Raw genomic sequence first — 16,960 nt, 5'->3', positions numbered from 1 at the left:
ATTCCGCCGACCGCCACCGGCCATGACCGCACCTGGAACGGGAGGACCGCCCCCTCGGCACGGGTACGGGGGGCACCACGGAATCAGCAGGGGCAGCAAACACCGCCGGCCCCGAGCCCCCGGGCTCACGAAGCCGCCTGTCCGTACGACCGCGACCGCACGCCGGCACGGGGGATCGGGACGCAAAAAGACCCCCCTGATCGCGTTTCCGCAGATCAGAGGGGTATATGCGAGTGGAGCCTAGGGGAGTCGAACCCCTGACATCTGCCATGCAAAGACAGCGCTCTACCAACTGAGCTAAGGCCCCGAAAACAACGCACCGCACCGGAAGATTCGCGCTCCGGGCGGGCATCGCAGACCAGAGTACCGGGTCACCCCCCGGATACCGCAAAAGGATTGGGGGTCCCGGCGGGCGACCACTCTCCGTAAGATGCCCCACGTGCTTCGCGGCAGCGAAGCGCCGTACTTGGGGAAGCGATGGGGAGACGCAATGGACGCCGCACAGCAGGAAGCTACCGCGAGAGCACGGGAGCTCCAGCGCAACTGGTACGGGGAGCCGCTGGGGGCGCTCTTCCGTCGGCTGATAGAGGACCTCGGCCTGAACCAGGCCCGTCTCGCGGGCGTGCTCGGACTGTCCGCACCCATGCTCTCCCAGCTGATGAGCGGCCAGCGCGCCAAGATCGGCAACCCCGCTGTCGTCCAGCGGGTGCAGCTGCTGCAGGACCTGGCGGGGCAGGTCGCGGACGGCAGCGTGAGTGCGGTCGAGGCCACCGAGCGCATGGAAGAGATCAAGAAGTCCCAGGGGGGTTCGGTGCTCAGCAACGCCGGTCAGGCCACGTCCAGTTCGGGTGCCCCGACGGTCAAGCGCGTGGTGCGTGAGATCCAGTCGCTGCTGCGCTCCGTGTCCGCCGCCGGCGACATCATCGAGGCCGCCGACTCCCTCGCCCCGACCCACCCGGAACTGGCAGAGTTCCTCCGGGTCTACGGCGCCGGACGCACCGCCGACGCGGTCGCCCACTACCAGTCGCACCAGAGCTGACCCCGGGCGAGCCCGACGCCGGCCGCCGCCCCGTGACCGCCCGCCCCGGCGGCGGTCGCGCGGCGGACCGGAGGACCGTACGTGACGTCCGAAGGGCCCGTGCCCCGCACGGCCCCGGGAGGGGAGCGACGCACGACCATGGGTGAGGTCTTCGCCGGCCGGTACGAACTGGCCGACCCGATCGGCCGCGGGGGAGTGGGCGCGGTCTGGCGCGCCTGGGACCACCGGCGCCGGCGCTACGTCGCGGCCAAGGTCCTGCAGCAGAGCGACGCCCACACACTGCTCCGCTTCGTGCGCGAGCAGGCCCTGCGCATCGACCATCCGAACGTCCTGGCCCCGGCGAGCTGGGCCGCGGACGACGACAAGGTCCTGTTCACCATGGATCTGGTCGCGGGCGGCTCGCTCGCCCATCTCGTCGCCGACTACGGCCCCCTGCCGCCAGAGTTCGTCTGCGTGCTCCTCGACCAGCTCCTGGCCGGCGTCACCGCCGTGCACGCGGAGGGCGTGGTCCACCGTGACATCAAGCCCGCCAACATCCTGCTCGAGGCGACCGGCACCGGCCTGCCCCATCTGCGCCTGTCGGACTTCGGCATCGCGATGCGCAAGGGCGAGCCACGGCTGACCGAGGCCGACTACGTGGTCGGAACGCCCGGCTGGTTCGCCCCCGAGCAGGCACTCGGCGCCGAACCGGACTTCCCCGCGGACCTCTTCGCCGTGGGACTCGTCGCCCTCTACCTCCTCGAAGGTGCCAAGCCCGACGCTCAGGCCCTGATCGAGCACTTCGCCGAGCGTGGCACGCCGAGCGCTCCGCGTGGAGTGCCGGGCCCTCTGTGGGGCGTCCTGGCCGGGCTGCTCCAGCCCGATCCCGAGGCCCGCTTCCGCACGGCCACCGGGGCGCGCAAGGCGCTGCTCGCGGCCGCCGAGCTGCTGCCCGAGCCCGGCCCCGACGACGAGCTCATCGAGGTCTTCGACCAACTCGGCCCGCTCCCCCCGGGGTTCAGCCCCGACGGGCCGGCCGTCCGCGGGCGCAGGGCCCGCCCCCTGAACGCCGCGGGAAGCCCCGTACGGCCTCAGGCGAGCGACGACCTGCGCGAGGCCTCCACCTCCGCGCCGACCACGCCGGCCGCCCCCACGGCCCCCGTCATGCCCGCCGCTCCCCTCGTACCTCCCGCTCTCGTCGTACCCCCACCCCCAGTACCGCCGCCGCTCCCGCACCAGCCCGCGCCCCTGCACTCCGTACCGCACCCGAGCCCGAACTCGAGCCCGAGCCCGGAACCCGAGCCAGAACCGGAATCGGATTCCGCGCCCGCTCCCAGTTCCGGGTCCGGGTCCGGGTCCGGGTCCGACTCCAGGTTCGGGTCCGACTCCACATCGGGTCAGCCCCTGATGTCGGAGACGGGCAGCTTCCATCTCCCGCCTCCGTCGCCCCGCGACGAGCCGCTCCCACCACCTCCACCACCGGTGCCGCCGATGCCGGTGCTGTCCCCCTCCGTCGGCGCGCCTCTCAGCGCCGCCGAGCCGGCGCCCCAGCTGGAACCCGAGCCCACCGGCACGGGATTCCGTCCGCTGGATCCCACGCCGCCCCCACCGCACACCGAGACCTTCCACGACCGCTCCCCTCAGCCGGCCCCTGCGGTGACCACCGTGGTCCCGGACGAAGAAGGCCGTCACTCTCTGTACACCGCTCGCGCCCAAGAGGTTCCACAGCTCCAGCCCGAACCTCTTCAGCCCCGACCTCGCCCCCGGCACCAACCTCGGCCTCGGCCCCACCCACAGCCCCAGGAACATCAGGACGCCCCGCAGCGCAGGCCGGGGCCGCCGCCCGCCGTGGCGATCCCCGTCCTTCTCGTCGCCGCGCTCTGCTTCGCCGTAGGGATCTGGGCCCTCACCCAGGCATGAGCGAGGGGCTCAGCCTCGTGCTCGTACGCTCCGCACCGCGACCACCCGCCAGATCCCCAGCCACAGCACCAGCGCGGCCCCGGTCCCCACGCCCGCGAAGCCCAGCACCCGCATCATCGGCCGCTCCTCCGCCGAAGCGGCCGCCGCGCCGGCCCCGGCGTTCCCGGCACCGTCACCACGCCCCGATCCGGCCGCGGCCGTAGGCACGGCAGACCCGCCCCCGGACCGCTCCCCTCCTGTATCGGCACCGGCACCAGCCCCGCCGCCGTCGCCGTCCACACCGAGGTCCGCCCACTCCGCGCCGCCGTCGCCCCGCTGTGCCGCCGCCCGGTCCTCCGCCGTCACCTGGAACTCCCCCGGGTCCCGCACATAGTCCGGGGCCCGCCCGGGCTCCCCCTCCACCCCCACCTTCAGCGTCACGTCGGACGCCTTGTCACCGAACTTCCGCGCCATCGCCGGGTTGAGCGTGACTTCGACGTAGTACCAGCCGGCCAGCCGCATCGCCGCCTGGTCGTCGGGCACGAGCCGCCGGTTCTCGTAGGCGACGGGAGGCAGCGGATCGAACCCGGCCGAGGTCGGATCGCCCGCGTACACGGCCTGTTCCGCCGCGACCTGCGCCCGGGCCGGATTGAACAGCTCCACCTCCAGCGCGCCCGTCACGGTCCCTCTGCGCCCCGCATCCCCCGCCGAACTGCCCAGCTCGGCATCGACGGAGAGCTGCTGCCCCCAGTCCACGGGCACGCGGTAGAAGTGGCTCTGTCCCGGCCCGATCCGGTCCGTCCACACGCCGTCGTCCAGCGCCTTCGCGTCGTTGAACCCGGTCCCTCCCGCGCGCCGTCGGCCAGGCCCCGACCCCGCGCCCGCGGACGAGGTCCCGGACGGCCAGGCCGTCGGACCCGTGCTCGGGCCCGGTGTGACCAGGCCCGGCTCGGTGGCGACGCGCAGCTCCAGTCCCCACTTCTCCCGCGTCGAAGCGGCCGCGGAGGCCCGCTCCACCACCACGTAGTACGTCCCCGCCGACTGGCAGCGCAGTCCACCCGGCCGCACGAGACGCCCGGCTGCCGCGGCGATCGGCCGCGGATAGGCCCCGGACCGGAACCCGGCACGTGCCGAGTCGCAGCGATTCCCCTTGCCGTCCTGCAGCGAGACGGTGATCCCGTCGGCGTAGGCCACCTTCACCGACGAGCCGAGCGGCGGTACCGCGACGACGGAGGCGTACGCGTCGGCGGCACCGTCCAGCTCGACGCGGTAGTAGGAGACGCCGCTCGCGCCCGTACCGAGCGTGCTCCGGTACGTCTCACCTGCCGTGAGCCGCTGCGCATGCGCACTGTTCGCAGCCGCGCCGATCTTCCGGGCGCCCTGGGCGTACACATACGGGGCCTCGGCGCCCGCAGTGGCCACTGCGACGCCTGGCAGCGCCGGCACCACGCAGACACCGAGTACGGCGGCCAACGCGACAGCCCGCCTGTGCAGCGCCAGGCCACCCAGCCCGTACGGCCTCGACGGCCTCTTCAGCCCCGACCGCCTCACGAGTCCCCTCATGGACGGCCATCCTGCCGTTCCCGGCCGCGCACTGTCCGCCCAGCGGAGCAATCCCGCCACGGCAACACCACTTTGCTCGCGCAAGCGGAGGCGTCACACCCGTGAATACCGCCGTCGCGCGCCGCCCGCAACACGAGACGAACCGCCTCCGGGCAGCACAAAGCCCCGGCCGCTGCTGCGACCGGGGCCTGTGAAGAGTCTGTTGTCGAAGACTCACGAACCTGCGGGCACGGAGTCAGTCGCCTCCGTCCACAGATCCTGCTCGGCGCGATCCGCCTGGATCTGGCGGTACACGAGGAGCCCGCCGATGGCGGCCAGTGCGACCAGGAGAAGCTTCTTCACCGCGCGACCTCGTCTTTCCTTGACGTAGGGGACCTCTGGCGCCCGACTATACACACCGACCGATACCGATCGGTGACCTGGATGAGCATCAACTCCCGCCCTGATCACAGCAGTAGATCCGGAGTCCACAGCTCCGCGAATCGCCCGTCGATCACCCCCAGGCCGGGAAATCCGTATCAAATAGGGCCAGATCAGGTCACTTGCACCCATCCGAGTGGTGTTCATCTGAAGATCGACGCGCCACGGGCGTCGCTCCCTCACTTCAGACCCCGCGTACACATCATTGGGAAAGTATGCAAATCGCCCAACCTGAAAGTGAGGGGCCATGACCAAGAACAAGGTCATGACGCTGTGGACCATCGTCATCTCTGCCTTCATCGCGCTCTTCTCGGCGCTCGGTCTCGTCTCCCCGGCCGCCGCGGCCACTCCCGTCCAGCAGTCGGAGGAGGTGCAGGCTCCGGCGCCGCAGGCCGACCCCGCTCCCGCGGCCGCATCGGCTCCCTACTGGGCCTTCAAGAGGTCCCTGCCACCGACGATGAAGCAGCGCATCCGCGCCGAGGCCCACGGTTCTTCCCCCAGCTGCCGCCACCGCCCGCCGGCCGACATCGACCAGCGCGACGCGGAAGCCGAACTGGCCACGCCGGACCTGCCGCCGGCGCCGTAGCCCAGAAGACACAGGGCCCACAGGCACCACAGCAGAACCAGAACAAACAGCAACACCAGCACAGACAGCAAGACCCGCAGCAACAGCAGGAACAGCAGTCCAAGTACGACCAGCACCACCAGCAGTACGGGCACGACCAGCAAGGCCAGCAGTAACGAACGACGTAGCGAACTACACGCAGCACTCCCAGCTGCCACAGCGCTCGCCAGTACCGCAGCACCAATGCGCCACTGCACCCGCAGCACTGCTGTACGCGCAGGACCGCAGCATCGCTGCACTCAGACTCAGAAGAAGACGCACAACCCCGCTGGCACACCCAGCGGCGAAGAGCAGCACAGGGCCGCACAAGGCCGCACAGGCTCACGCCCACGCTCCATACCGGGACTCCGCCCAGGACTCCACGGGAACGGGCCGGCAGGCCGTGCACAGAGCAGCCAGAGCGCTCGTACGCGCGCGCCCGGCACAGCCCTGCCCTTGTACGCACGCAAGCCGGACGACGGTGCCGCACCCAGGCATCAACGTCCAGACCCGGACCCCCGGCCCCCCGGCCCCAGGCTCCCAGGCCCGGACCGGACAGCCAGGCCCTCGATGGCCAGGCCCCACAACCGAAGAGCAGCAGCGCAGCGCAGCCCAGTTCAGTTCAGTCCAGGACAGGACAGGACAACGCAGCACAGCGCACAGACGAGGCCCCAGCCATCACTCCCGGCTGAGAGGGCCCATTACGCATGCTCGGACCGAGCGCCGGCAACGCCCGTACGGAAAAGCAAATGACCCCCAAGCGTTTCCGCTTGAGGGTCCTCGTGCTGTGGGGCTAACAGGATTTGAACCTGTGGCCTCATCCTTATCAGGGATGCGCTCTAACCAACTGAGCTATAGCCCCGCCGCGCTCTGCGGTGTGTGTCCCGCGCGCTGACTCCTGAAGATTAGCGCACAGGGGGGCCAGTCCCAAAATCGATAGTCCCGGCCCGCCCACCAGCGGCTACGCGAAGGCGTGAACCGCGCTCACTCGTCCTCGGCGAGCGTGAGCTCGATGCCGCCGACGAAGCCGGCGGAGAGGTTGTAGATGAACGCGCCGAGCGTCGCGAGCGCCGTCGCCAGGACGACGTCGATGACCGCGATGACCGTCGTGAACATCAGCACGCGCGGCAGCGACAGGAACGACTGCAGGTCGAAGCCGTTGGACTCGTTGGAGCCCGTGGCCTCGGAGATCGTGCCGCCGACCGTCGAGAAGACGCCCATGGCGTCCATGACCATCCACAGCACCGCGGCCGCGATGATCGTGCAGATGCCGAGCGCGATGGACAGCAGGAAGCTGACCTTCATCACCGACCACGGGTCGGCCTTGGCGACGCGCAGCCGCGCCTTGCGCGTGCGCGGCGTCGTACGGGCGCCGGTGCGCGGGCGCCGCACGCCCCCGGCAGGCGCGTTCTGGTACGCCTGCGGCGGGTGGTACGGCTGGCCGGCCTGCTGGGGCTGCTGACGCTCCCCGGGCAGGGCGCTGCCGCCGTCCGCGTAACTCTGGGTCTGCGGACCTCGGGTGTCCGTCACAGTTCCCCCCTGGGATCCATGAGACTCGGGCGAGTCTTTCGCATCATGAGCGGAGCCACGGCCGCCCTCGGTTTCCGTACCGGTGGATGTCCCGGTAGAGCCCGCGCCCGTGGCTCCGCTCACGATGACTCACTCCTCGCGCTACTCGGCCGAGGACTGCCCGCCCTCGTCCGTCGTTCCGGAGGCCGTCTCGTCCGAGGTCGATTCGTCGGTCACGACGTCGTCCCCGTCCTGCGGGACGTCGCCGTCGACTTCCTCGGCCTCGCGACCGGCCTCGGCATTACGTGCGATGCCGACGACGGCATCGCGCTTGCCCAGGTTGATCAGCTGGACGCCCATGGTGTCACGGCCCGTCTCCCTGACCTCGTTGACTCGCGTACGAATCACACCGCCGGACAGGGTGATGGCGAGGATCTCGTCGGTCTCCTCGACCACCAGGGCGCCGACGAGAGAACCACGGTCCTCCACGATCTTGGCGGCCTTGATTCCGAGGCCACCGCGACCCTGGACACGGTATTCGTCGACGTTGGTGCGCTTCGCGTACCCACCGTCGGTGGCGGTGAAGACGAACGTACCCGGCCGGACGACATTCATCGAGAGCAGTTCGTCGCCCTCGCGGAAACTCATGCCCTTCACACCCGAGGTCGCACGGCCCATCGGGCGCAGTGCGTCGTCCGTCGCGGTGAACCGGATGGACTGCGCCTTCTTGCTGATGAGCAGCAGGTCGTCCTCGGACGAGACCAGCTCGGCGCCGATCAGCTCGTCGTCCGAACCGTCCGCCGCCTCACGCAGGTTGATCGCGATGACGCCGCCGGAGCGGGGCGAGTCGTAGTCCTTCAGAGGCGTCTTCTTGACGAGGCCGGCCTTGGTCGCGAGGACCAGGTACGGCGCCGCCTCGTAGTCGCGGATCGCGAGGATCTCGGCGATGGCCTCGTCCGGCTGGAAGGCCAGCAGGTTCGCCACGTGCTGGCCGCGGGCGTCGCGGCCGGCGTCGGGCAGCTCGTAGGCCTTCGCGCGGTAGACGCGCCCCTTGTTGGTGAAGAAGAGCAGCCAGTGGTGCGTCGTGGACACGAAGAAGTGGTCGACGATGTCGTCTTCCTTGAGCTTCGTGCCGCGCACGCCCTTGCCGCCGCGCTTCTGGGAGCGGTAGTCGTCGGTCTTGGTGCGCTTGACGTAGCCACCGCGCGTGATGGTGACGACGATGTCTTCCTCGGCGATGAGGTCCTCGATGGACATGTCGCCTTCGAAGGGCACCAGCTTGGTGCGGCGGTCGTCGCCGAACTTGTCGACGATCTGCTGCAGCTCTTCGCTGATGATCTGGCGCTGCCGCTCGGGCGAGGCCAGGATCGCGTTGTACTCGTTGATCTTCGCCTGGAGCTCGTCGTGCTCCTGGACGATCTTCTGGCGCTCCAGGGCGGCCAGACGGCGCAGCTGCATCTCGAGGATGGCGTTGGCCTGGATCTCGTCGATCTCCAGGAGGCCCATGAGGCCCTCTCGCGCCACTTCCACGGTGTCGCTGCGCCGGATGAGGGCGATGACCTCGTCGATGGCGTCCAGGGCCTTCAGGAGGCCGCGCAGGATGTGTGCGCGCTCCTCGGCCTTGCGCAGGCGGAACTTCGTCCGGCGGACGATGACCTCGATCTGGTGCGTCACCCAGTGGCGGATGAACGCGTCCAGGGAGAGGGTGCGCGGCACACCGTCGACGAGCGCCAGCATGTTGGCGCCGAAGTTCGTCTGCAGGTCGGTGTGCTTGTACAGGTTGTTCAGGACGACCTTGGCGACCGCGTCCCGCTTGAGGACGATGACCAGGCGCTGGCCCGTACGGGACGACGTCTCGTCGCGGACGTCGGCGATGCCGCCGATCTTGCCGTCCTTGACGAGGTCGGCGATCTTCTGGGCGAGGTTGTCCGGGTTGACCTGGTAGGGCAGCTCGGTGACCACCAGGCACTGGCGGTTCTGGATCTCCTCGACCTCGACGACCGCGCGCATCGTGATGGAGCCACGGCCCGTGCGGTACGCCTCCTCGATGCCCTTGCGGCCCACCACGAGGGCGCCGGTCGGGAAGTCGGGGCCCTTGATGCGCTCGATGAGGGCGTCCAGGAGCTCCTCGTGCGAGGCCTCCGGGTTCTCCAGGTACCACTGGGCGCCGGCGGCGACCTCGCGCAGGTTGTGCGGCGGGATGTTGGTCGCCATGCCGACCGCGATGCCGGCGGAGCCGTTGATCAGCAGGTTCGGGAAGCGGGCCGGCAGGACGGTCGGCTCCTGGGAGCGGCCGTCGTAGTTGTCCGTGAAGTCGACGGTCTCCTCGTCGATGTCCCGGACCATCTCCATGGACAGCGGCGCCATCTTGCACTCGGTGTAGCGCATGGCGGCCGCCGGGTCGTTGCCCGGAGAGCCGAAGTTTCCGTTGGAGTCGACCAGCGGCATGCGCATCGACCACGGCTGGGCGAGGCGCACCAGGGCGTCGTAGATCGAGGAGTCGCCGTGGGGGTGGTAGTTGCCCATGACGTCACCGACGACGCGGGCGCACTTGTAGAAGCCCTTCTCGGGCCGGTAGCCGCCGTCGTACATGGCGTACAGGACGCGGCGGTGGACGGGCTTGAGGCCGTCACGTACGTCGGGCAGCGCGCGGGACACGATGACGGACATCGCGTAGTCGAGGTAGGAGCGCTGCATCTCCGTCTCGAGCCCGACGGGCTCGATGCGCATCGCGACCTCGCCCTGGCCCTCTTCGGGAGTGCTGGGAGTGTTCTCGTCGGCCATTGCTGGTGAAGATCCTTTCTGCGGCGGTCAGCTGAGACCGACTCAGATGTCGAGGAAGCGGACGTCCTTGGCATTGCGCTGGATGAACGAGCGGCGTGCCTCGACGTCCTCACCCATGAGGACCGAGAACAGGTCGTCGGCCTGGGCGGCGTCGTCGAGCGTGACCTGGCCGAGGACGCGGTGCTCCTGGTCCATGGTCGTGATGCGCAGCTCCTCGGCGTTCATCTCACCGAGACCCTTGAAGCGCTGGACCGAGTCGTCGCGGATGCGCTTGCCGGCCTGCTTGCCCAGCTCGATCAGCGCGTCGCGCTCGCGGTCCGAGTACGCGTACTCAAAGTCGTCCCGGCCCCACTTGATCTTGTAGAGCGGCGGGCGCGACAGGAAGACGTGACCGGCCTCGACGAGCGGGCGCATGAAGCGGAACAGGAACGTCAGCAGCAGCGTGTTGATGTGCTGACCGTCGACGTCGGCGTCCGCCATCAGAATGATCTTGTGATAGCGCAGCTTCTCGATGTCGAAGTCCTCGTGGACTCCGGTGCCGAAGGCGGAGATCAGTGCCTGGATCTCCTGGTTCTGCAGGATCTTGTCGATCCGCGCCTTCTCGACGTTCAGGATCTTGCCTCGGATGGGCAGGATGGCCTGGTACTGCGGGTTGCGGCCGGACTTGGCCGAGCCACCGGCGGAGTCACCCTCGACGATGAAGATCTCGCACTTGGTGGGGTCGTTCGACTGGCAGTCGGAGAGCTTGCCCGGCAGCGAGGCGGACTCCAGCAGGCCCTTGCGGCGGGTCAGGTCGCGCGCCTTGCGGGCCGCCACGCGCGCGGTGGCCGCCTGGATCGACTTGCGGATGATGTCCGCGGCCTCGTTCGGGTTCCGGTCGAGCCAGTCGTTCAGGTGCTCGTGGACGACCTTCTGGACGAACGTCTTCGCCTCGGTGTTGCCCAGCTTGGTCTTCGTCTGGCCCTCGAACTGCGGCTCGCCGAGCTTGACCGAGATGATCGCGGTCAGACCCTCGCGGATGTCGTCACCCGTGAGGTTGTCGTCCTTCTCGCGGAGCAGCTTCTTCTCGCGCGCGTACTTGTTGATGAGCGCGGTCAGCGCGGAGCGGAAGCCCTCTTCGTGGGTGCCGCCCTCGTGCGTGTGGATCGTGTTCGCGAAGGAGTAGACGCCCTCGCTGTAGCTGCTGTTCCACTGCATCGCGACCTCGACGGACAGGAGCTTTTCCTTGTCCTCGGCCTCGATGTCGATCACGGAGGGGTGTACCGGCTCGCCCTTGCGCGAGTTGAGGTACTTCACGAAGTCGACGATGCCGCCTTCGTAGTGGTACGTCACCGAGCGCGGCTCGAAGGCGGTGTCGTCCGTCGCCTCCTTGGCGTCCGCGCCGGCCGTGGCCTTGGCGGACTCGCGCTCGTCGGTGAGCTTGATCGTCAGGCCCTTGTTGAGGAAGGCCATCTCCTGGAAGCGCCGCGAGAGCGTCTCGAAGGAGTACTCGGTGGTCTCGAAGATGTCGCCGTCGGCCCAGAACGTGACCGAGGTGCCGGTCTCGTCGGTGGCCTCGTGCTGCGCGAGGGGCGCGGTCGGGACGCCCATCTTGTAGTCCTGGGTCCAGCGGTGGCCGTCGGTCTTGATCTCGACGGACACGCGCGTGGACAGCGCGTTGACGACGGAGACACCGACGCCGTGCAGACCACCGGAGACGGCGTAGCCGCCGCCGCCGAACTTGCCGCCCGCGTGCAGGACGGTCAGGACGACCTCGACGGCCGGCTTCCCCTCGGAGGGGATGATGCCGACGGGGATGCCGCGGCCGTTGTCGATGACGCGGACGCCGCCGTCGGGAAGGATCGTGACGTCGATCGTGTCCGCGTGACCGGCCAGCGCCTCGTCGACGGAGTTGTCCACGACCTCCTGCACCATGTGGTGCAGACCACGCTCACCGGTCGAGCCGATGTACATGCCAGGTCGCTTGCGGACCGCGTCCAGCCCTTCGAGGACGGTGATCGCGCTCGCGTCGTAGGAGGCGTCTGTCGCTCCTACGTTCGCGCGCGCGTCATCGTCGGTGGTCGGGATGTTCTCGTTGGGGTTGCCGGAATCGGCCACGAAGCGCCCTTTCTGGCACAGCACAAGCCAAGCTCCCGGTTGGTGGCCGGAGCGGCTGCGGCGTGTTTGTTCGGTAAGCCCTGTCAGCGTTGCTCGGTGCGTCCCACAAGTGGGGCGGGATTGCTCTCCAGTGTACCGGTAGCACTGACAGTGATGGGGGTTTGCCGGTACCTGAGTCCGCATGTGCCGCCCTCAACCGGTCTCGGCCGACTCCCCCTATGCGGAGCGGGGCTCCAAGAGGCTCACAGCGGCACTCAGCGCTTCGGGGTGTCAACCCCCAGCAACCGTGGCCGACCTGTCACCCGTAGGTGTCGTCGTGACCGGTGCTTCCAGGGGCGCGCAAAGGCCCGTAGCGACGGGGTCCCGAGCCGGGGTTCTTGATGTCGATACGGCGCACGGTGCCGTGGCCCAGATCCTCGTTCAGCCTTCTGACCAGCTGCGGAGCCAGCATGCGGACCTGCGTCGCCCAGGCCGTCGAATCGCACTGCACGACCAGGACGCACTCGTCCTCGTCGTACTTCTGCGGCACGCAGTGCTTGGCGAGGTCCTCGCCGACGATCTGCGGCCAGCGGCCCATGACGCCGCCCACCGCGGCCGGCGTCTCCCAGCCGCGCTCGGTGATCAGCCGGTTGATGGCCGCACCGAGGCCCATCGGGTCCCGGCCGTCGGCGCGCGCACCGGAACGCAGGCCGCCACCGCGGCGGACCTGCTTCTTCTGCTGCGCGGAAGCTCCACGCGCGCGTGCGGCCTCTTTCGCCGCGCGCAGGGCCACGCGCGCGAGGTCGACACCGGACGGCTCAGGCGCCGGCTTCGACTCGGGGCCGGGCTTCTCCGAGCCGGACGTCTGGTCGCTCACAGCCGCTCCACGGTCCCCTCGGACACCGCGTACCGGGTGCCGGTCAGGACGTCCGGCACGTCGTCGTCGACGGCGGCCGTCACGAGGACCTGCTCGCCGGGCGCCACCAGCTCCGCGAGGCGCTCCCGGCGGCGCGCGTCGAGCTCGGCGAACACGTCGTCGAGGACGAGCACCGGCTCGTTCCCCTCCGCCCGCAGCAGGTCGTACGAGGCCAGGCGCAGCGCCAGCGCGTACGACCAGGACTCGCCGTGACTCGCGTAGCCCTTCGCGGGCAGCCGGCCGAGCTTGAGGAGGAGCTCGTCGCGGTGCGGGCCCACCAGGGTCACACCGCGCTCGATCTCCTGCTTGCGGGCGCCTTCCAGGGCGGTGAGCAGCTGCTCGTAGAGCTCCTCGCGCGCGTGGCCGACGAGCTCGGGCGAGGACGGCTTGTACTCCAGGGAGAGCGGGCCGCCGCCGGGCGCCAGCTGCTCGTAGGCCTTGTCGGCCAGCGGCTCCAGCGTCGCGATCAGGTCGAGACGCTGGGCGAGCAGCTCCGCGCCCGCGCGCGCGAGGTGCTGGTCCCACACGTCGAGCGTGGACAGGTCCATGGTGCGGCCGCCGTGCCGGCGGGCCAGGGCGGCGGACTTCAGGAGCGTGTTGCGCTGCTTGAGGACGCGGTCGTAGTCGGAGCGCACGCCGGCCATGCGGGGCGAGCGGGCCGTGATCAGCTCGTCCAGGAAGCGGCGCCGCTCGCCGGGGTCGCCCTTGACGAGCGCGAGGTCCTCCGGCGCGAACAGGACGGTGCGCACGATGCCGAGCACATCCCGCGGCCTGACCTGCGAGGACCTGTTGATGCGGGCGCGATTGGCCTTGCCGGGGTTCAGCTCCAGCTCGACGAGCTGCTGGCGGTCGCCCTGGCGCACCTGGGCCCTGATGACGGCGCGCTCGGCGCCCATGCGGACGAGCGGCGCGTCGGAGGAGACACGGTGGCTGCCGAGGTTGGCAAGGTAGCCGACGGCCTCCACCAGGTTCGTCTTGCCCTGACCGTTGGGCCCCACGAACGCGGTGACGCCCGGTTCGAGCGCCACCTCGGCCCGGGCGTACGAGCGGAAGTCGGCCAGCGACAGATGCGTGACGTGCATGGTCGTGGGCCGACCTCCCCCAACGTGCTCGGTACTGCGGTCACTGCAGGTGCTTCGGTCGCGGTGTCCACATCTGTGGATCACCGCCGCACCGGTCTACAGCTGTGGACTACGTTCTCGACTGCTTCTGTGGACTACTTCTTCTCGACGGCGTGGCCGCCGAACTGATTGCGCAGCGCCGCGATCATCTTCATCTGCGGCGAGTCCTCCTGACGCGAGGCGAAGCGCGCGAAGAGGGACGCGGTGATCGCGGGCAGCGGCACGGCGTTGTCGATGGCGGCCTCCACGGTCCAGCGGCCCTCGCCGGAGTCCTGTGCGTAACCACGCAGCTTGTCGAGGTGCTCGTCCTCGTCGAGGGCGTTGACCGCCAGGTCCAGCAGCCAGGAGCGGATGACCGTGCCCTCCTGCCAGGAGCGGAAGACCTCGCGGACGTCGGTCACCGAGTCCACGGCCTCCAGGAGCTCCCAGCCCTCGGCGTAGGCCTGCATCATGGCGTACTCGATGCCGTTGTGGACCATCTTGGCGAAGTGGCCGGCGCCGACCTTGCCCGCGTGCACCGAGCCGAACTCGCCCTCCGGCTTCAGGGCGTCGAAGACCGGCTGGACCTTCGCGACGTCCTCGGCGGAGCCGCCGTACATCAGCGCGTAGCCGTTCTCCAGGCCCCAGACGCCGCCGGAGACGCCGCAGTCGACGAATCCGATGCCCTTGGCCGCCAGCTCCTCGGCGTGCTTCTCGTCGTCCGTCCAGCGGGAGTTGCCGCCGTCGACGACGACGTCGCCGGGCTGCAGGAGCTCACCGAGCTCGTCGATGGTCGACTGGGTCGCGGCGCCGGCCGGGACCATCACCCACACCACGCGGGGCCCCTGGAGACGGCCCACGAGCTCCTCGAGGCTGTGGACGTCCGCGAGGTCCGGGTTGCGGTCGTAGCCGATGACGGTGTGGCCTGCGCGGCGGATGCGCTCGCGCATGTTGCCGCCCATCTTGCCGAGGCCGACGAGACCGAGCTCCATCAGTGGTGATCCTTACGTTGCGACGGGGCGAGAGGTGGTGCGCACGGTACGAGCACGCACGCGTGGCGCGGGGCTCGTACCGGGTCCGAGCCTAAACCCGGACCTCCGTGCACACCTGTGGACGGAGCCGCGCAGGCGAACCCGCGCGGCCGCCTCGCTCAGCCGTCTCAGCCCGACAGCCGCACCGGCATGATCAGGTACTTGTACGCGTCGTCCGCCTCGGCGTCCACGGCCGGCTTGCCGCTGAGCAGCGCGGGCTTGGTGGACGTCGTGAAGGACAGCTGGGCGACCGGGGAGTTGATCTCCTTCAGGCCGTCCAGCAGGAACTGCGGGTTGAAGGCGATCGAGATGTCGTCGCCCTCCAGCTGCGCGTCGAGCCGCTCCACAGCCTGTGCGTCGTCGCTGGAGCCGGCCTCCAGGATGAGCACGCCCTGCTCGAAGCTGAGCCGCACCGGCGTGTTCCGCTCGGCGACGAGGGCCACACGCTTGACGGCCTCCTCGAAGGGGGCAGTCTCGATGACGGCCACGGAGTTGAACTCCGTCGGGAACAGCGTGCGGTACTTCGGCAGGTCGCCCTCGAGCAGGCGGGTCGTCGTGCGACGGCCGGCGCCCTCGAAGCCGATGAGGCCCTCACCGGCACCGGAACCCGACAGCGCGAGCGTGACCGTGTCACCGCTGGTCAGCGCCTTGGCGGTATCCAGGAGGGTCTTGGCGGGCACCAGGGCGACCGCGGACGCCTCCGGGTCCTCCGGCTTCCACAGGAACTCGCGAACCGCGAAGCGGTAGCGGTCGGTGGACGCCAGGGTCACCGTGTCGCCCTCGATCTCGATGCGCACACCGGTGAGGACGGGCAGCGTGTCGTCGCGGCCGGCGGCGATGGCCACCTGCTGCGCGGCGGCGGCGAAGATCTCGCCCGGGACGGTGCCCGTCGCGGTCGGCATCTGCGGCAGCGCCGGGTACTCCTCCACAGGGAGGGTGTGGAGTGTGAATCGCGAGGACCCACAGACCACGGTCGCTCGTACACCGTCTGTGGAGATCTCCACCGGACGGTTGGGGAGGGCGCGGCAGATGTCCGCGAGGAGGCGGCCGGAGACGAGCACCGTGCCTTCCTCGTCGACCTCCGCGTCCACAGAGACGCGTGCCGAGACCTCGTAGTCGAAGCTCGACAGGCTGAGTGCGCCCTCCTCGGCCTTCAGCAGAAGGCCCGCGAGGACGGGCGCGGGCGGTCGTGCCGGGAGGCTGCGCGCCGCCCAGGCCACCGCCTCCGCGAGTACGTCGCGTTCCACCCGGATCTTCACCGTAAGCCGCCTCCTGCTAATGCCTGGCTGCTCTCGCCCTGCGTTCGTCATCGGTCTGCGGTCTGCGTCGGCAGACGTGGTGTCGCTCGGCCCACAGCTGGGGAGAACACCGGGGACCAGTCTGACGCACCGCGCTGACAGTCGTTGCCCGCCTCGGTCAAGTCGCGTCGAGGCGCGGTCGGGGTCCCGGCGGCAAGTTGTGCACAGCCCCCACTTCGAAACGAATTCCCAGCTCTCTCTAGTTGGGAGTAGTAGTAGGGGCTGTGGAAACCGTGGATAACTGCCTTTCCGCAGGTCAGGCCCGGTTTTTTGTCCACCGGGCCTGTGGGCCGAGCCGGTGGACAACCCGCCCTCGCTGTGGACGGCGAAAAGTTCTGCACACGTGATGCACAGGCAAGGGCCACTTCTCCCCAGAGTCGTCCCCAGCTTCGGGCGGGTTCCCCACAGGGTGACAAGGACGATCGATGTGACGCCTTTCACTCGCCCCGGTGACGAGGCGCGTCGGGTTGCCGAACAGTGGACAGCCATGTGGAGAAGCGCCTGATCGCTGTGCACAACCGCTGCCATCCTGTGGGTCGGCGGTGGACAACGAAATGCACAGTCTGTGGAGGAAATCTCTGTCCACAGCCTGTGGAGATCTTTTGTCCACGAATCCACAGCCACCTGACCTGGGCTGATGATCTGTCACCAGCCCGGCCTGTGGATGGGATCTGGACAACTTTGCGGTCCCCAGGGTGTGGATCGCAAAAACCCGGCAGATCTGTGGAGAACTCCCGTAACC

12 protein-coding genes and 2 tRNA genes are annotated in these 16,960 nt (G+C 69.5%); 3 read left to right on the top strand and 11 right to left on the bottom strand.

The annotated features are described in order from the left end of the window. Nucleotides 1-234 precede the first annotated feature (234 nt). A tRNA-Ala gene (locus tag IAG42_RS17870) sits at nt 235-307 on the bottom strand. A 183-nt stretch (nt 308-490) separates the two neighbouring features. On the opposite strand from IAG42_RS17870, the gene IAG42_RS17865 reads away from it, so the two are divergent. Together IAG42_RS17865 and IAG42_RS17860 are read left to right on the top strand one after the other, a co-directional pair. Beyond that, nucleotides 491-1,039, top strand: a complete 549-nt coding sequence (locus IAG42_RS17865) for a helix-turn-helix domain-containing protein (RefSeq protein ID WP_188337979.1) — start codon at nt 491-493, stop codon at nt 1,037-1,039. 138 nt (nt 1,040-1,177) lie between these two features. Beyond that, entirely contained in the window at nt 1,178-2,938 is a 1,761-nt protein-coding gene (locus tag IAG42_RS17860) for a serine/threonine-protein kinase (RefSeq protein ID WP_188337978.1), read from the top strand. A gap of 9 nt (nt 2,939-2,947) precedes the next feature. Here IAG42_RS17860 and IAG42_RS17855 read toward each other — a convergent pair whose 3' ends face one another. Both IAG42_RS17855 and IAG42_RS38030 read right to left on the bottom strand, forming a co-directional pair. Continuing rightward, entirely contained in the window at nt 2,948-4,339 is a 1,392-nt protein-coding gene (locus tag IAG42_RS17855; protein WP_188337977.1) for a hypothetical protein, read from the bottom strand. Between the two features lie 354 nt (nt 4,340-4,693). Then, on the bottom strand, nt 4,694-4,822 hold the full coding sequence (locus IAG42_RS38030; protein ID WP_010467770.1) for a DLW-39 family protein: 129 nt from the start codon (nt 4,820-4,822) through the stop codon (nt 4,694-4,696). 325 nt (nt 4,823-5,147) lie between these two features. On the opposite strand from IAG42_RS38030, the gene IAG42_RS17845 reads away from it, so the two are divergent. Further along, a complete protein-coding gene (locus IAG42_RS17845; RefSeq protein WP_188337976.1) occupies nt 5,148-5,486 on the top strand; it encodes a DUF6344 domain-containing protein in 339 nt (112 codons plus the stop codon). An 806-nt stretch (nt 5,487-6,292) separates the two neighbouring features. On the opposite strand, the gene IAG42_RS17840 is transcribed toward IAG42_RS17845, so the two are convergent. The 8 genes from IAG42_RS17840 to dnaN form a co-directional block, all read right to left on the bottom strand. Beyond that, nucleotides 6,293-6,366 (bottom strand) — tRNA-Ile (locus tag IAG42_RS17840). A gap of 122 nt (nt 6,367-6,488) precedes the next feature. Beyond that, a complete protein-coding gene (locus tag IAG42_RS17835; RefSeq protein WP_188337975.1) occupies nt 6,489-7,157 on the bottom strand; it encodes a DUF3566 domain-containing protein in 669 nt (222 codons plus the stop codon). Nucleotides 7,158-7,175: 18 nt separating this feature from the next. After that, a complete protein-coding gene (gene gyrA / locus IAG42_RS17830) occupies nt 7,176-9,797 on the bottom strand; it encodes a DNA gyrase subunit A (protein WP_188337974.1) in 2,622 nt (873 codons plus the stop codon). 42 nt (nt 9,798-9,839) lie between these two features. Beyond that, nucleotides 9,840-11,918: a DNA topoisomerase (ATP-hydrolyzing) subunit B gene (gyrB, locus tag IAG42_RS17825; protein WP_188337973.1), complete on the bottom strand. Its 2,079-nt coding sequence runs from the start codon at nt 11,916-11,918 to the stop codon at nt 9,840-9,842. Nucleotides 11,919-12,192: 274 nt separating this feature from the next. Further along, on the bottom strand, nt 12,193-12,750 hold the full coding sequence (locus IAG42_RS17820) for a DUF721 domain-containing protein (RefSeq protein ID WP_188337972.1): 558 nt from the start codon (nt 12,748-12,750) through the stop codon (nt 12,193-12,195). Further along, nucleotides 12,747-13,871: a DNA replication/repair protein RecF gene (gene recF, locus IAG42_RS17815; RefSeq protein ID WP_188337971.1), complete on the bottom strand. Its 1,125-nt coding sequence runs from the start codon at nt 13,869-13,871 to the stop codon at nt 12,747-12,749. The genes IAG42_RS17820 and recF overlap by 4 nt, the downstream gene beginning before the upstream one ends. 134 nt (nt 13,872-14,005) lie before the next feature. Then, nucleotides 14,006-14,881 (bottom strand): phosphogluconate dehydrogenase (NAD(+)-dependent, decarboxylating), encoded by an 876-nt coding sequence (gene gnd / locus IAG42_RS17810; RefSeq protein WP_188337970.1) that lies wholly within the window; start codon nt 14,879-14,881, stop codon nt 14,006-14,008. A 167-nt stretch (nt 14,882-15,048) separates the two neighbouring features. Further along, nucleotides 15,049-16,179 (bottom strand): DNA polymerase III subunit beta, encoded by a 1,131-nt coding sequence (gene dnaN / locus IAG42_RS17805; protein WP_188337969.1) that lies wholly within the window; start codon nt 16,177-16,179, stop codon nt 15,049-15,051. Nucleotides 16,180-16,960 lie beyond the last annotated feature (781 nt).

This window comes from Streptomyces xanthii, assembly GCF_014621695.1.
GTDB lineage: Bacteria > Actinomycetota > Actinomycetes > Streptomycetales > Streptomycetaceae > Streptomyces > Streptomyces xanthii.
Note: the sequence above shows the minus strand (reverse complement) of the source record. Positions and strands in the feature narration are given on the sequence as shown.

Excerpts from the sequence above, each read along its gene's own strand:
- IAG42_RS17865 (WP_188337979.1), top strand. The coding sequence starts at position 491 with ATGGACGCCGCACAGCAGGAAGCTACCGCGAGAGCACGGGAGCTCCAG.
- IAG42_RS17860 (WP_188337978.1), top strand. The coding sequence starts at position 1,178 with ATGGGTGAGGTCTTCGCCGGCCGGTACGAACTGGCCGACCCGATCGGC.
- IAG42_RS17845 (WP_188337976.1), top strand. The coding sequence starts at position 5,148 with ATGACCAAGAACAAGGTCATGACGCTGTGGACCATCGTCATCTCTGCC.
- gyrA (WP_188337974.1), bottom strand. The coding sequence starts at position 9,797 with ATGGCCGACGAGAACACTCCCAGCACTCCCGAAGAGGGCCAGGGCGAG.
- recF (WP_188337971.1), bottom strand. The coding sequence starts at position 13,871 with ATGCACGTCACGCATCTGTCGCTGGCCGACTTCCGCTCGTACGCCCGG.
- gnd (WP_188337970.1), bottom strand. The coding sequence starts at position 14,881 with ATGGAGCTCGGTCTCGTCGGCCTCGGCAAGATGGGCGGCAACATGCGC.